At 62.1% G+C, this 13,854-nt stretch carries 15 protein-coding genes; 10 read left to right on the top strand and 5 right to left on the bottom strand.

Annotated features, from left to right (window positions below; translation table 11 throughout):
• Positions 1-13 precede the first annotated feature (13 nt).
• Positions 14-4,282 carry a putative Ig domain-containing protein gene (locus I8N66_RS31325; protein WP_291162482.1) on the top strand — a complete coding sequence of 1,423 codons (4,269 nt, stop codon included), beginning with the start codon at positions 14-16 and terminating at the stop codon, positions 4,280-4,282.
• Between the two features lie 641 nt (positions 4,283-4,923).
• Here I8N66_RS31325 and I8N66_RS31315 read toward each other — a convergent pair.
• Genes I8N66_RS31315 through I8N66_RS31305 form a run of 3 tightly spaced genes read right to left on the bottom strand, consistent with a single transcriptional unit; the run spans position 4,924 to position 7,333 of the window.
• Entirely contained in the window at positions 4,924-6,258 is a 1,335-nt protein-coding gene (locus tag I8N66_RS31315) for a sensor histidine kinase (protein ID WP_291162479.1), read from the bottom strand.
• Between the two features lie 35 nt (positions 6,259-6,293).
• Complete coding sequence (locus I8N66_RS31310; protein WP_223730969.1) at positions 6,294-6,959, bottom strand: response regulator transcription factor; 666 nt, start codon at positions 6,957-6,959, stop codon at positions 6,294-6,296.
• Positions 6,956-7,333 carry a PepSY domain-containing protein gene (locus I8N66_RS31305; protein WP_223730968.1) on the bottom strand — a complete coding sequence of 126 codons (378 nt, stop codon included), beginning with the start codon at positions 7,331-7,333 and terminating at the stop codon, positions 6,956-6,958. Before I8N66_RS31305 ends, I8N66_RS31310 begins: the two co-directional genes overlap by 4 nt.
• Positions 7,334-7,435: 102 nt before the next feature.
• Here I8N66_RS31305 and I8N66_RS31300 point away from each other — a divergent pair, with 102 nt between their 5' ends.
• The 4 genes from I8N66_RS31300 to rpsU all read left to right on the top strand — a co-directional run bounded on the left by I8N66_RS31300 (position 7,436) and on the right by rpsU (position 9,804).
• The gene (locus tag I8N66_RS31300) at positions 7,436-7,711 is read left to right on the top strand and encodes a PepSY domain-containing protein (protein WP_291162471.1); all 276 of its coding nucleotides are present in this window, start codon (positions 7,436-7,438) and stop codon (positions 7,709-7,711) included.
• Entirely contained in the window at positions 7,708-8,271 is a 564-nt protein-coding gene (locus I8N66_RS31295; RefSeq protein WP_291162468.1) for a cytochrome b/b6 domain-containing protein, read from the top strand. The genes I8N66_RS31300 and I8N66_RS31295 overlap by 4 nt, the downstream gene beginning before the upstream one ends.
• A 363-nt stretch (positions 8,272-8,634) precedes the next feature.
• Positions 8,635-9,429 carry a L,D-transpeptidase gene (locus I8N66_RS31290; protein WP_291162465.1) on the top strand — a complete coding sequence of 265 codons (795 nt, stop codon included), beginning with the start codon at positions 8,635-8,637 and terminating at the stop codon, positions 9,427-9,429.
• Positions 9,430-9,573: 144 nt separating this feature from the next.
• Entirely contained in the window at positions 9,574-9,804 is a 231-nt protein-coding gene (rpsU, locus tag I8N66_RS31285; protein ID WP_291162462.1) for a 30S ribosomal protein S21, read from the top strand.
• 333 nt (positions 9,805-10,137) lie between these two features.
• Here the strand turns inward: rpsU and I8N66_RS31280 are convergent, their stop codons facing one another.
• Together I8N66_RS31280 and I8N66_RS31275 are read right to left on the bottom strand one after the other, a co-directional pair.
• Entirely contained in the window at positions 10,138-10,428 is a 291-nt protein-coding gene (locus tag I8N66_RS31280) for a type II toxin-antitoxin system RelE/ParE family toxin (RefSeq protein ID WP_291162459.1), read from the bottom strand.
• Positions 10,416-10,694, bottom strand: coding sequence for a CopG family ribbon-helix-helix protein (locus I8N66_RS31275; protein WP_291162456.1), 279 nt, complete (start codon positions 10,692-10,694; stop codon positions 10,416-10,418). The genes I8N66_RS31280 and I8N66_RS31275 overlap by 13 nt, the downstream gene beginning before the upstream one ends.
• A 215-nt stretch (positions 10,695-10,909) precedes the next feature.
• On the opposite strand from I8N66_RS31275, the gene I8N66_RS31270 reads away from it, so the two are divergent.
• From I8N66_RS31270 to I8N66_RS31250, 5 genes are all read left to right on the top strand, one after another.
• Complete coding sequence (locus I8N66_RS31270; RefSeq protein WP_365888163.1) at positions 10,910-11,095, top strand: oligopeptide/dipeptide ABC transporter ATP-binding protein; 186 nt, start codon at positions 10,910-10,912, stop codon at positions 11,093-11,095.
• Between the two features lie 125 nt (positions 11,096-11,220).
• Positions 11,221-12,174 carry a metallophosphoesterase gene (locus tag I8N66_RS31265; RefSeq protein WP_113536979.1) on the top strand — a complete coding sequence of 318 codons (954 nt, stop codon included), beginning with the start codon at positions 11,221-11,223 and terminating at the stop codon, positions 12,172-12,174.
• 38 nt (positions 12,175-12,212) lie between these two features.
• Positions 12,213-12,551: a cupredoxin family copper-binding protein gene (locus I8N66_RS31260; protein ID WP_291162453.1), complete on the top strand. Its 339-nt coding sequence runs from the start codon at positions 12,213-12,215 to the stop codon at positions 12,549-12,551.
• Positions 12,552-12,600: 49 nt separating this feature from the next.
• Positions 12,601-13,152 (top strand): sigma-70 family RNA polymerase sigma factor, encoded by a 552-nt coding sequence (locus tag I8N66_RS31255; protein WP_291162450.1) that lies wholly within the window; start codon positions 12,601-12,603, stop codon positions 13,150-13,152.
• Positions 13,145-13,854, top strand: a 710-nt coding sequence (locus tag I8N66_RS31250; RefSeq protein ID WP_291162447.1) for an anti-sigma factor, incomplete at its 3' end; no start/stop codon positions are given. The genes I8N66_RS31255 and I8N66_RS31250, both read left to right, overlap by 8 nt.

Raw genomic sequence — 13,854 nt, 5'->3', positions numbered from 1 at the left:
CGGTGGGACGACGGTGACCATCACGGGCAGAGGGTTAGCCGCAGCCAATCCGACAGGCGCTGTGAAATTCGGGGCGACAACGGCGACCTATACGATCAACAGCAACACGCAGATCACCGCGACGGCGCCGGCCAGTTCGGCGGGCACGTACGACATCACCGTGGCCACGCCCGGCGGCACCAGCGCCACCAGCGCGTCCGACCAGTATACGTACGTAGCGCCACCCGTAGCGGCCAGCTTCACCTACGGTTCGATCGTTCCCTACAATGACGGCTCCAGTTTCAGCCAGTCGATCGACCTGTCCACACACGTGAGCAACAATCCAACGAGCTACGCGGTCGGCTCCTCAACCACTGCGCAAGGCGGGTCGGTCAGCGTCGACAGCAGCGGACAGGTGACCTACATCCCGCCTGTGGGCTACCGCAATGCCAATGACAGCTTCACCTTCACGGCGACCAATCTCGGCGGCACGTCAAGCCCCGCCACCGTCACTCTGACGATCGGCAATCCGACCCTTACGGTCACGCTGCCGTCGGCCACGGCCACCGTCGGCATGGCCTACAACACCGGCAACGCCGCGGTGACGATCTCGGGCGGCAAAGCACTCTATACGGTCAACAGCGTCAGCGGGTTGCCCGCGGGTCTGGTCGATAGCGGCAGCGGTGTGGTGACCGGGACGCCGACGGCCAGTGGCACCTTCACGGTGAGCGTCAACATCACTGACAGCTCGTTGGGGGCAGGTCCCTACAACACCAATGCGACGGCGACGCTGACGGTCGTCTTGCCGCCGGCGCCGATTGTCTCGTCCTTCGCCATCTCCGGTTTGACCTATAACGCCGGCTCTGCCTCGGCCACGACCTTCAGTGCTGCCTCACATGCAACCAACAACCCGACCGGCTATCAGGTGGGGGCTTCGTCCTATGGCGCCACGATCAGCATCGATAGCACCGGCCTCGTCAGCTATACGCCGCCAGTCGGCTTCCGTGGCACGGACACCTTCAACTACGTCGCGACCAATCCGGGCGGCACCTCCAATGTCGGCCAGGTCTTCGTGACGGTGAACGATCCCGTCTTCTCGGTCACGCTCCCGGCCGCCACCGGCACGGTGGGCGATGCCTATAACAGCGGCGGGGTCGCCGTCAGCGTCAGCGGCGGCAACGCTCCCTATTCCAATTTCTCGGCAACGGGACTGCCGGCCGGCCTGTCGATCAGCAGCGCAGGCGTCATCTCCGGCACGCCCACTTCGGCAGGCAATGCCACGGTCGTGGTCACCGCGACCGACAGTTCGGGAGGGAATGGCAGCTTTACCGGCACGGCCGCAGCCAGCATCAGCATTGCCGCGCCGAGCATCACCATCAATCCCGCGACGTTGCCGAACGCGGCGAACGGCATTTCGTACAGCGCGACGGTGAGCACTACGGGCGGCATTGCCCCGTTTACATTTGGGATCACCGCAGGCGCACTCCCGGACGGCCTCGCGCTGGCCGCCGATGGCACCATCTCAGGCACGCCGACCGGTGGGGGAACCTACCACTTCACGGTCACCGCCACCGACAGCGCAGGGACCGGACCCTATACGGGCGCGCGTGCCTATGCGTTGACCGTCGGCACGCCGACGATGGTTCTGTCGCCGCCACCAGGCGCTCTACCCGGCGGCACGACCGGCCTTGCCTACAGCCAGTCCTTTGGCGCCTCGGGCGGAACCGGCCCCTATACCTACTCTGTAACGGGCACGCTTCCGGCCGGCCTGAGCATGAGTTCGGCCGGCGTTCTTTCCGGCACGCCGACCGCAGGCGGCACGTTCACCTTCACGGTCAACACCACCGACAGCTCGACCGGAACAGGACCCTTTACAGCCTCGGAGAACTATTCCCTGACGATTGCAGCTCCGGCAATCGCGGTTGCACCGTCCACCCTGCCGAACGCGACCTTCGGCGCGGCCTATAGCCAGACGGTGACGGCATCCGGCGGCATTGCCCCCTACAGCTACTCTGTCACATCCGGCACGCTTCCACTCGGCCTCAACCTCAGCGCCGCTGGCGTTCTCTCGGGCACGCCGTCGGAGGTCGGAACCTTCAACATCACGATCAGCGCCACCGACGCGGCGAGCGGTACCGGCCCCTTCACGGGCACGCAAAGCTATGCCCTTGTCGTCGACCAGGTCCTGCCCGTCGCCAACGCCGTCACGGCCACGGTTGCGGCCAACTCCACGGCCAACGGGATCACACTTGCGATCACCGGGGGTGCTGCCGACAGCGTTGCGGTTGCAAACCCTGCCGCCCACGGCACGGCGACAGCGTCTGGCACGACCATAACCTACACACCGGCGCCCGGCTATTCCGGGACGGACAGCTTCGCCTATACTGCCACCAATGCTGCCGGAACCTCATCGGCCGCAACGGTTACCGTCACGGTGACGGCACCGACGCTGGTACTCTCGCCTGGCGCAGGCGCGCTTGCCGACGGCACCAAGGGAACTGTATACGCCCAGACCCTTGCCGTATCCGGCGGCACCGCGCCCTATGCCTACACCGTGACGGCGGCAGGTGCACTTCCGGCCGGACTTGCGCTCGACGGCACAACCGGCCATGTCGGCGGCACGCCCACGGCAACGGGCAACTTCGGCTTCACCGTTACCGCCACCGACGCCTATGGCGCCACGGGCTCGGCCACCTATTCGCTTGCCGTCAGGGCGCCGATCGCCGCCTTCACCTTCACGCCTCAGCCCGGAACCCTCGGCGATGCGATGGCCGGCGAGGACTATCGCCAGCAGATCACGGCGACCGGCGGGGCGGCACCGCTCCTCTATCGGATCGGATCCGGCGCGTTACCCGGCGGCATGGTGCTCAACGTTTCGACCGGCGAGCTGACCGGCCCGCTCGATGCCGCAAGCCAAGGCAACTACACCTTCACCGTGGTGGTCGAGGACAACAACGGCGCGTCCGGTTCTGCGACCTACAGCATGACGGTCAACTCACGCGGAACGACCGTCACCGACCAGGTGGTGAATGTGCCCGCCGGCACGAGCCCACCTGACATCTATCTCAATCGCGGCGCGACCGGGGGACCGTTTACGTCCGCCGACGTGGCCTTCGTGGAGCCTCCCAACGCCGGCACCGCCACGATCATCCAGGGGCGGCTTGCCCAGGCAGGTCCGGTCACCGGGCCGGTCGGCTGGTACTTGCAGTTTACCCCCAATCCGGCATTTTCCGGCGCGGCCAGGGTCGGTTTCCGCCTGACGAGTTCGCTTGGCTCTTCGAACATCGGCACCGTGACCTATAATCTCGCCTACGCCGCGACCGACGTGGCGGAGGATATCAACGCGCTCGTCAGCGGCTTTGTCGAGACGCGGCAGGGCCTGATCGCCAACGGCATATACGTTCCCGGCCTTCTCGAGCGTCGGCAGATGCAACACGCAACAGATTCGGTCACCGCGCGCATGACACCGTCCGAGGAGGGCATGACAGCCAGTTTCTCGACCAGCCTTGCGCAGTTGGATGCCGCGCGGGACGCCGCGGACGGCATCGAGGCAACAGCCTTGCCGCCCTTCAACATCTGGATCGATGGCACCTTCCTCGCACACAAGCGGGACCAGAACGACGGCAAGTGGGGCAGCTTCGCGATGCTCAATCTTGGCGCCGACTATCTGCTGTCGGAGCGAGCGCTTGTCGGCCTGTCGTTCCACTTCGATCGCATGACCGATCCGAGTGACGCGGATGCGGAACTGACGGGCAATGGCTGGTTTGCCGGTCCCTATGCCTCGCTCGAAATCGGCCAGGGTGTCTTCTGGGATACCAGCCTTCTTTACGGCGGTTCGGCCAACGATATCGATACCGAGTTCTGGAACGGCGATTTCGACACGACGCGCTGGATAATCGATACCGCGATCACGGGAGAGTGGCAACTCGACGACGCCACGGTGCTGACGCCGAAGCTGAGGGCCGTCTACTTCAACGAAAAGGTGGATGACTATTCGGTGCGCAACGACGCAGGCGACGAGATAGCGATCGACGGCTTTGACGCCCAGCAGTTCCGCGTCAGCCTCGGCGCTGAAATCGCCCGCTCCTTCACGCTGGACAACGGATCGGCACTCACGCCCAAGCTCGGCGTCACCGCGGGCTATTCAGGCCAGGATGGATCCGGGCTTTTCGGGTCGATCACTGCCGGCTTCTCGCTTCAAACGGCCGACCTCTGGATGCTTTCAGCCGATCTGCTCTTCGACATCGAAGGCGATGGCGAGAAAGCCGCCGGCGGCAAAGTGAGGGCGGGAAGGCAGTTCTGACGGAAGTGGATCGCTGGTCATGCGACGTCGAGCCGAGCAGCGCCCAGCTTACGTGGAATAACCGGCTTGGTTTTCACTTGCTCTGCCGACCACGAGCCCGATCGCGCAACCCGGTGAAATAATCTGCATCGGCCGGGGCCGTCTGTGCGGAGGAAGGCCCGGGCGCTCGCGACCTTCCCGTCCATAGGGACGACATCACCCTGTCGGACCGGCAGCCGATCGCCAGACCGGATGTCGTCGATAGGAACCCCGCGCAGGCCGCCGTCAATGCGCGTCGCGGTCCGCGGCACGCGGGAGAGTAAGTCACGCATTTTCGCGGCGCGCGCCCCTCCGCGAAGCTTTCGAGGAATGTGCCGCCCGTGTACATCAGCGCGACAACCGTTGCCGCCAAGGCTTCTCCAAAGATGAGTGCAGCCGACATCGACAGCGCAGTGACGAGGTCCAGGCCCATTCCCGATGCCATAGGCTTCGGATTATCTCGACAAGTAGGCCCCCCAGAGCCGGAGCGATGGCGATTGTCCATATAAATCGCGCGGCATCCGTTCGGCCTGCGAAGTGCGAGCCGAGCCAAGCAGCAATCCGCCGACGCAACAAGCAGAAGGCCAAGTTTCAGTTCAGCTTCGCTTTGATGTTCCGCGACATCAGGTCTCCGGCGAAGGGCGCGGGTCGGAACCGGCGACTTCCGCGCGCAAGCCGCCTTCGGCGCTATTCTCCAAGGTTAGGGCCAGATTATAGACATTGGCGATCTCCGATACGATCGCCAGACCAAGACCCGAGCCGGGCTTCAGGCGATCCAGGCGCACACCCCGGCGCAGCAGGTCCGGCAGTCTCTCGGGTGACACCCCCGGGCCGTCGTCCTCGACCACAAGCCGGATAAAACCATCGCGCCGGACGGCCGTGACAGCCACACGGCTCGTGGCCCATTTCGATGCGTTTTCGAGAAGGTTGCCGACCAATTCGCGAAAATCATGCGGGTCAATCGGCGCCGTCAGGCCCTCCTGCAAGCCGGCCTCCCATGAAAGGCGCTCGCCTGCCTCGGTGTGCTGAAGCATCCGGATCGTCTCGCCGACGATCCTGGCGACGTCGGCATCGCCGCTCCGCTGGTCCGCGCTCGGTGTGAGCCGCGCACGGGCCAGCTCGTGCTCGACATGGGAGAGCATGGTATCGGCCAGATGGTCGAGTTCGCCAGCGATTTCGATCTCACCCTTCTCGCGGAGGGTCAAGGCATTGTTGGTGAGGACAGTCAGCGGCGTCTTCAGTCCATGCGCCAGGTCGCTGGCCCGGCCCCTTGCGTTGTCCATGGCCGTGGCCTGGGTTTCCAGCAGTCTGTTCAACCGATCGACGAGCGGCTGGACCTCACGGGGGTATGGACCTGCCAAGCGCCTAACGCTGCGGTCACGCACCGCCTCGAGGTCGCGGCCGATGTGGTCGAGGGGTCTCAGGCCGATCCAGAGCTGGATGATCGACATGAGGACCAGCAGCACGGCCAGCACGCCCACATAGGGCAGGATGTCGAGAGCGAAGGCCGCGCGTGCGTTGTCGACCTCATCCGCATTCACCGCAGCCGCAATCCGGACAGGCCTTTTCCCTTCGGGTGCGGCCAACAACAGAACGCGCTCCTGGACCAGGACATCCTTTCCCTCCGGACCAGCGAGGCGATACTGGTGCATGACGCCGACCGGGTGCGCCTCCCGCGGCAGCGGCAGGGCGTAGTCGAATAGCGAGGCCGACCGCAGCTCAACTTTCCCGACTGGATCGTCGATCTGCCAATACAGACCGCCATAAGGCAGCAGGAAACGATTGTCCGGAGGATTCTCAGGCACCTGGACCTTCCCGTCAGCAGAGAAGCGGATGACGGCAGCCAGTCGGTTTATGTGCCCGGTCAATTCGTTCTGGAGGCGCGTACTGTAGCTTTCCGCAAAAATCTGAACGAGAGCAAAAAACGCCGCTGCGAGGCAGATCGAGACGACGACCACGGATGTAAGAATGAAGCGGCCATGGAGCGACCTCATCACTCGTCCGCCGCGATCTGATAGCCGAAGCCCCGGCGCGTGACGATTGCGTCCCGCCCGAGTTTCTTTCGCAATCGTCCGATAAGGACTTCAACGGAATTGCTCTCCCGTTCGAAGTCCTGAGTGTAGAGCTGTTCGGTCAACTCCATCTGCGAAACGGCGCGACTGCGGTTCTGCATGAGGACAGTGAGACATTTGTATTCCAGGGGTGTTACGTCCACGGGCACCCCGTCGATCGCAACCGTACGATGGCGGGTGTCGATTGAAACGGGCCCAGAGGACAGGACTGCGCTCGCTTGGCCGGAATATCTGCGCAGCACGGCGTGCAGTCGGGCAAGCAATTCGGCGATACGGAAGGGCTTGCCGAGATAGTCATCAGCACCTGCGTTGATGCCCTCCACGCGCTCCTCCCAGTTGCCTCGTGCCGTCAGGATGATCACGGGCATGCCTCGGCCAGCAGAACGCCACCTCTTCAGGATGGTGAGGCCGTCGATCGTGGGTAAACCCAGGTCGAGTATGACGGCCGCGAAGTCCTCATGTTCGCCCGCGAACAACACCGCCTCTCCATTCTTCTCGTGCACGACATTAAAGCCCGCCTTCGCAAGATGAGCACCCACGTCACGGGCGATAAGCGGATCGTCTTCGGCAAGCAGCAGACGCATCATTCGTTCTCGATTTCGACGATCCTGCCCGAGGCGGCTTCCACCTCCACTTCGGTGACCCGGCCACTTTCCCTCAGGATCCGGAATTCATAGATGATAACGCCGTCGTCGCGCTCCACCCTGACATCGATCAATTCGCCCGGCAGTTTGGTCAGGACTTGCGCCTTCAGAACGGCCAGTGGGTGAATTCTGCCCTCCCGGACAAGCTCGCTGAGATCATCGTGCGACGGGACGTCGTCGTCTCCGGCAGCATGTGAGCGGTCATCGTCAGCACGGGCAGGTCCCGGCAGCAGGGGCAGGCCGAGAAGGAGAAGCGCAAAGACGCTGAGGATGCGAAACGAACACATCGCACACCGATAGCCCATCGCAGATGACAAGAACCTGACAATCTCCATCAGGTCGTCGTCATGTTGCCTGCCATAGGTTCGACGTCGACCAGAAGAGCAGAACCGCTCCTGGGTATCTGATGGAGAAGACAAATGAAGATGATCATCCTCGCGACCCTCCTGCTCGCCACCGCCTCTGGAGGCGTCGCCCGCGCCGAAGAAGGGCAGAATTGCACAAGCGCGGCCAAGGACAAGTGGCTTAGCGAGAACAGCATCAAGGAAAAAGCCAAAGCCACGGGCCTCGATGTGCGCCGGGTGAAAGTCGAGGGCAGCTGCTACGAAGTTTACGCTATCGACGCCAAGGGCAACAAGGTTGAGACCGTGTTCAACCCCGAGACCGGCGCTGCGGTCGGCAACGAAAGCGAATGATCATGGGCACGATGGATCTAGATGCGGCGAGCACGGGCTCGCCGCCGACGGTCAATGTCTGGGACCCGCTCGTGCGCGTGTTCCACTGGGGTCTCGTCGGACTGTTTGCCTTCTCCTACCTGACAGGCGACGAGTGGAAAAAGGCCCATATCCTGGCGGGATACGTAATCATCGGGCTTCTGGTCATTCGCGTCATCTGGGGCTTTATCGGTACTCGCCACGCGCGATTTTCGAACTTCATATACAGCCCGGTCACAACCGTTAGATTTCTTCTGGACAGCATAGCACTGAAAGCCAAACGCTATATTGGCCACAACCCGGCCGGAGGCGCGATGGTGATAGCTCTTCTCATCTCAATCTCCGGCATCGCCGCAACCGGATATATGATGACGACCGACGCCTATTGGGGTGTCGCGTGGGTGGAGGAGACCCATGAACTGCTGGCGAACCTGACCCTTGGTCTTATTGGCTTGCACGTCGCAGGCGTTGTGCTCGCCAGCATCGAGCACAAGGAAAATCTGGTCCGCGCGATGATCACGGGCCGCAAACGTGCCGAATGATCGCCGGAACGACAATGGTCCACAAGGACGACCACTTGCTACCGGCGCTGGCGCGAGGGAAATCCAAACGCCACGCCCGCCCTTTTGAAGCGATGAGGCGTCTAAATCCCTCGCCTTGAAGGGATTCGAACCGCGGGCAAGCAGCTCGCCCTGGGTTCAATGGAGTGCATAATTGCTGCCCAGAACCAGAAATGCAGTCCTTGCGACGAGGAACTGGCTTATGCATGGCATCGCGTCTGCCACCCTACACTTGCAAGTAGAAAGCAGCATGCAGGCCCATTTCACGCCTTCTTAACCATGAATTGTGAAAATGCGCCCAGCCGGAGGGCATGATGCCGACCGTTCTTTTGGGGTGAAGAGTGCATGCGTAAGCCGCAAGATCAGAAGCTGTCCTCCGGCGACACCATTTTAGAGCCCGGTTATCTCGTCTCCCGTCGCAGCGTGCTTTCAGGCCTCGGTGTCATGACGTTAATTGGTGCCTCCGGCTGCTCGCAGGCGCTTGAACTCCCATCGCTGGAACCGCTCGAGCCGTCCGCTCGTTTGTCGCCTGCGGGCGTTGACAACATGTCGACCGGGGCTATCCCACCGATCAGCGTCGACAGCAACATCACCGACAACGGCACGATGTATGCCTCGACGATCGACAATGGTTTCGTGATCCCGGCAATTCCATACCAGAAGGTCAAGCCGGAATTCCGGCGGCAAATCGTTATCGATCCAACCGGAGAGGCGCCGGGCACCATCGTGGTGCGGCTCAGCGAGCGGCATCTCTATTGGGTGCAGGAAGGCGGTGAAGCGATCCGTTACGGCGTAGGCATCGGCAAGGCCGGCTTTGAATGGAGCGGTCGCGCCGAGATCCAGTACACAAAGCAGTGGCCGACTTGGACGCCGCCCAAAGAGATGATCGCGCGCAAGCCAGAGCTTGTGAAATGGACGGGCGGTCAGCCGGGCGGACTCGACAACCCGCTCGGCGCCCGAGCGCACTATATCTACAAGGACGGCCACGATACTGGCTATCGCGTACACGGCTCACCGGAGTGGTGGACCATTGGCACCCAGGCATCTTCCGGATGCGTGCGCATGATCAACCAGGACGTCATCGACCTTTACAACCGGGTGAAGGCGTCACCGAGCAAAGTCCCGATTGTGGTCGCATGAATTCCACTCGAGGCATGGTTCGAGGACCCGGTTTCAGCGTCGCCTTGCTTTTCATTTTAGAAGGCTCGAGTTTCTGCAAACTGTGAACTTGGAATCAGCGCGAAAACTTGTAAGTTGAGCGACCTTTCCAACTACGAGCGGCCAATGCAGGTTCTAGTACGCGATAATAATGTCGATCAGGCGCTCCGCGTCCTGAAAAAGAAGCTCCAGCGCGAGGGCATTTTTCGTGAAATGCGGATGCGCGAAGCTTTTGAAAAGCCCTCGGTTAAGAGGGCGCGCGAGAAATCCGAGGCGGTGAGCCGCCAGCGCAAGAATGCTCGCAAACAAATGCAACGCGAAGGCCTGCTCCCGTCGAAGCCGAAAAAGAGTAGATAGGTTCATGAACGCTTAGGGCGGCCGCTGTGACGGTGGGGTAGAGCGCCCTGTGGTTCAGAAGCACAGGTCCAAATATTTGTCCGGGGCTGCCGCGCAACTCGAATAGATTAATCAGCACCCGCAAAGCACACGTTAAACATTCGCGCTGCTTGTGCTTCAATCACTACGAAGCACTGGATCAACTCACCCGCATCAAGGAATGACCTCAATCATCGGCGACCTGATACCTGATAGGCGTTCCGGTCGATACATTACGCGATCCGAGATCGCCATAAGGTGAACAACTGAGTCTGTTGGTATTCCCTGATGAGCAGTCCAACCGTCGGTTTACTCTCAGAAGCCGCTTTCTTTCTGGTGCCGCACGGCGAGGATTGTCAAAACGTCCTCATCAATGCGGTAACGCGTGATGTATCCGCTATCTCCAAAATCAATGAGCCACTCTCGATACGGATCCGGCAGATCATCAATAAGGCGCCCCATTTTTGGATGTGCGCCAAGGGCCTGCACACCCTTCAGGATGGCTTCAGCCGCTCGCTTGGCTACCAAAGGGCTTTTGGGCTGCAAGTATTTTCGGAGACGCTCTAGGTCACGAACAGCCGCTGGAGAGAAGACTATTTGTGGCATTCAGGCGCAGCGCTCTCGTCGTCAGTTCCCCACGTGGATAGCCATTTTTCGACCTCGGCCGCAGTGGCATGGAGGCCCGTCGATTGATATTCCTCCCACGCGTCCAGCGTGTCCTGTCGCAATGTTTCTCGCTTCTCTTCTCGCTCGACGTATTGCGCAATCGCCTCTCGCATGATCCAGTGAGACGATCGGCGGCGGATTTCAGCTAAGTGTTGAACGCGACCTTTCAGTTCATCATCGAGCTTGAGCGAGGTTGGGGACGCCATCGCAACCATCCTTAGTTAGAGGTAATACCAAGCGCTAAATATAAGAGCTGCTGTTTCAGTTGTCTATGATCCAGCTCCGTCGCGATCACGCAACCTACCGCCACTCACCTTCCCGGCCGTGCTAGCGACCGGAGTATGTCGATGATGTCGTCGCGTGACGCGGTCGCCTCGGTTCCCGAAGCTGATCCGGCGGTGGAGCGCCATAGAAGCCCACCCTGATCAAGGGCGAGATACCGAGCCCGACGAACCCTCCGTCCGGTTGCTTATTCAGGACACGGTGTCCCCTTGCGGTGAAGGACTGTGCCGCTGCGGAACCGCATCTGACAGAAGTCAGTTCGAACTATAGAGCAGCATGCAAGTTTGCCGGCGAGCTTTTTGCCAGGCGGTTGACAGCCGCATGAACCACTTCCCGGCGGCCAAACTTGTCTCCGCGCCACGGCTCGCGATAAAGTGAGCGCTTGCCCAGAATAAGCGCGGGGCTTTCTCGGTCTCCTACTCGGACGCTCACGTTCGAAGGAGAACGGAAATGCGCAAGGACGAACAAGTGACCGATGCTGCCTTCGTGCTGACGCGCCGGCATGCGCTCGAATGCATGGTATGGGCGGGAACGGGCGTGGTGTGGACCGTCTCGGGCGGCATCCCCAAGTCGCTCAGCTTGCTCGACACAGCTCAGGCGGCCGACGCCGCGCAAGGTGCGATGACCTTCCTGCAGATCTCGGACAGCCATATCGGCTTCGACAAGGAAGCCAAGGTGACCGCCGTCGATACGCTGACCGAGGCGACCGACAGGATCAAGGCGCTTCCGGTGAAGCCCGCGTTCATGATCCATACGGGCGACATCACCCATCTGTCCAAGGACGGTGAATTCGACGATGCCGCCCGCATCATCGACAGCACAGGACTGGAGGTTTTCTATGTTCCCGGCGAGCACGACCTGATCGATCCGGGACAGGGAAAGGCCTATCTCGATCGCTATGGAAAGGGAACGCTTGGCGCCGGCTGGCATGCATTCGACCGCGACGGGGTCCATTTCATCGGGCTGGTCAATGTCGTCGATCTCAAGGCGGGGGGGCTTGGCAATCTCGGCGCCGAGCAACTCGCCTGGCTGAAGAATGACCTCGACGGACGCTCGGCCTCGACGCCGATCGTCGTCTTCGCCCATATCCCGCTGTGGTCGATCTATCCGCAATGGGGCTGGGGCACCGACGATGCCGCGCAAGCACTCGCGCTGCTTCGACGCTTCGGTTCTGTGACTGTTCTCAATGGCCACATCCACCAGATCATCCAGAAGGTGGAGGGCAACATGGTCTTCCACACCGCCCGCTCGACGGCTTTTCCGCAACCGCAACCTGGCACGGCCGACAAGCCCGGCCCCGTGATCGTTCCGGCTGACCAGTTGCGGTCGATGCTGGGCCTGACCTCCGTCGACTTCACGGTCGGCAAGGAAAGGCTCGCGATCACCGATACCACCCTCGCCTGAGAGGGCTGTCGCGAACGCGCTGGAAAGGAGCAATCACCATGCCCGGCACGCTGCTTAAGTCCGCCAAGATGGGGCTTGCCGCCACGTTCGTCGCCCTTCTTGTCCAGCCGATAGCTCCGGCTGGCGCAGCGGAGGCGCGGGTGGTAATCTCGAATTTCACATTCAAGCCGCAGACGTTGACGATCGAGCTTGGCGACACGGTGCGCTTCGTCAATTCCGATGACATGGTCCACACGATCGTGGCGGGCGACGGCAGTTTCCGCTCCGGGCCGCTCGATACCGACGACAGTTTTGCCCGGACCTTCGCCCAATCCGGCACGGTCGCTTATTTCTGTGGTTTGCACCCCTTCATGAAGGGTAGCATTGTCGTCAAATGACCGCCCGCGGCGGCGCGCGGCCGGCGCGGCAAAGAAGGATACGAGCGCTGTGCACGAGGATCAGCCGGCGACCCGATTCCGGGAACTGGTCGTGCCGCACCTTCAGGACGCGCTGATCTTCGCGCGCGGGCTGATGGGCAATCGCGACGATGCGGAGGACGTCGTGCAGGAGGCTTGCCTGAGGGCGTACGCCGCGACTGGGCGCGGCACTGTGCTGCATCCGCGTGCTTGGCTGCTGGCCATCGTGCGCAATACCGCGTTCACCTGGATGACGAAGAACCGCCCGAAAGCGGTCCTTGTGCTCGGCGACGACGCGGAGATAGACCGGCTGGCCGAAACGGCAGGTGCAGCTTTCACCGGCACCCCGATCCTGACGCCGGAGGCCGAACTAATCCGCAAGGTCGAGGCCGCCGCCGTCCAGCGGGCCGTTGATGCGTTGCCGGCGCCACTGCGCGAGATTCTGGTGCTGCGCGAATTCAATGATTTGAGCTATCGCGACATCGCCGACCTTTTGTCGTTGCCGATCGGTACGGTGATGTCGCGCCTGTCGCGCGCGCGCCTCCTGCTCGCCACCTCGATCGCGGAGGCCCATCGTGACTGAAGCCAGATTACCGCCAGAAGCCGATCTTGTAATGCTGAACGCGCTTGTCGACGGCGAACTCGACGCGCCGACCGCTGCAGCGCTCGAACGCCGTATCGCGGACGAACCGGAGCTGGGGAAGGCCCATGAGGCCATCATCGCTACGCGCGCGGCACTAGCCAGGCTCGAACGCCCAGAGGTTGGGACAATGCTGCTCGACAGGATCGAGTCCGCCGCCGGCGCTTCCGGTCCGACTTCCCCTCCGCGGCAACCACGCTGGCAGGTGGACTGGCGGGCGCTGGCCGCCTCCACTGTCTTCACCATCGTCGCGGCGGGAAGCGGCGGCTACTGGCTGGGTGCGAACCGGGCAAGCGAAACCACCAGCGATCTCGTGGCAAGCACCCACCACCGCAGCCTGCTTGCCGCAAGCCCGGTCGACATCGCCTCGTCCGATCGCCACACGGTAAAGCCTTGGCTCGACAACCGGATCGGTATTTCGCCGCCGGCGCCTGATCTGGCTGCGAAAGGCTTCTCGCTTGTCGGCGGCCGCGTCGACGTCATCGGAGGCAATGCCGTCCCGACACTCGTCTATCGCCACAACGAGCATCTCATCACGGTGGTGGCGGAGCCGGCAGCGGCCGGGACTTCCGGCCCCCAAAGCAAACAGACCGACGGCTACAACATGGTGAGATGGACGAGCAGCGGCTTTAGCTACTGGGCGGT

The organism is Ensifer sp. SSB1, assembly GCF_016652895.1.
In the GTDB taxonomy this organism is placed as follows: Bacteria; Pseudomonadota; Alphaproteobacteria; order Rhizobiales; family Rhizobiaceae; genus Ensifer.
This window is presented reverse-complemented; position numbering and strand designations above follow the sequence as displayed.

Coding starts and splice junctions, on each gene's coding strand:
- I8N66_RS31310 (WP_223730969.1), bottom strand. CDS start 6,959: ATGATGCGTCTGCTGCTTGCCGAAGACGATCCGCTTATCGCCCGTGAC.
- I8N66_RS31300 (WP_291162471.1), top strand. CDS start 7,436: ATGAAGATGATCATCCTCGCGACCCTCCTGCTCGCCACCGCCTCTGGA.
- I8N66_RS31295 (WP_291162468.1), top strand. CDS start 7,708: ATGATCATGGGCACGATGGATCTAGATGCGGCGAGCACGGGCTCGCCG.
- I8N66_RS31290 (WP_291162465.1), top strand. CDS start 8,635: ATGCGTAAGCCGCAAGATCAGAAGCTGTCCTCCGGCGACACCATTTTA.
- rpsU (WP_291162462.1), top strand. CDS start 9,574: ATGCAGGTTCTAGTACGCGATAATAATGTCGATCAGGCGCTCCGCGTC.
- I8N66_RS31280 (WP_291162459.1), bottom strand. CDS start 10,428: ATGCCACAAATAGTCTTCTCTCCAGCGGCTGTTCGTGACCTAGAGCGT.
- I8N66_RS31275 (WP_291162456.1), bottom strand. CDS start 10,694: ATGGCGTCCCCAACCTCGCTCAAGCTCGATGATGAACTGAAAGGTCGC.
- I8N66_RS31265 (WP_113536979.1), top strand. CDS start 11,221: ATGCGCAAGGACGAACAAGTGACCGATGCTGCCTTCGTGCTGACGCGC.
- I8N66_RS31260 (WP_291162453.1), top strand. CDS start 12,213: ATGCCCGGCACGCTGCTTAAGTCCGCCAAGATGGGGCTTGCCGCCACG.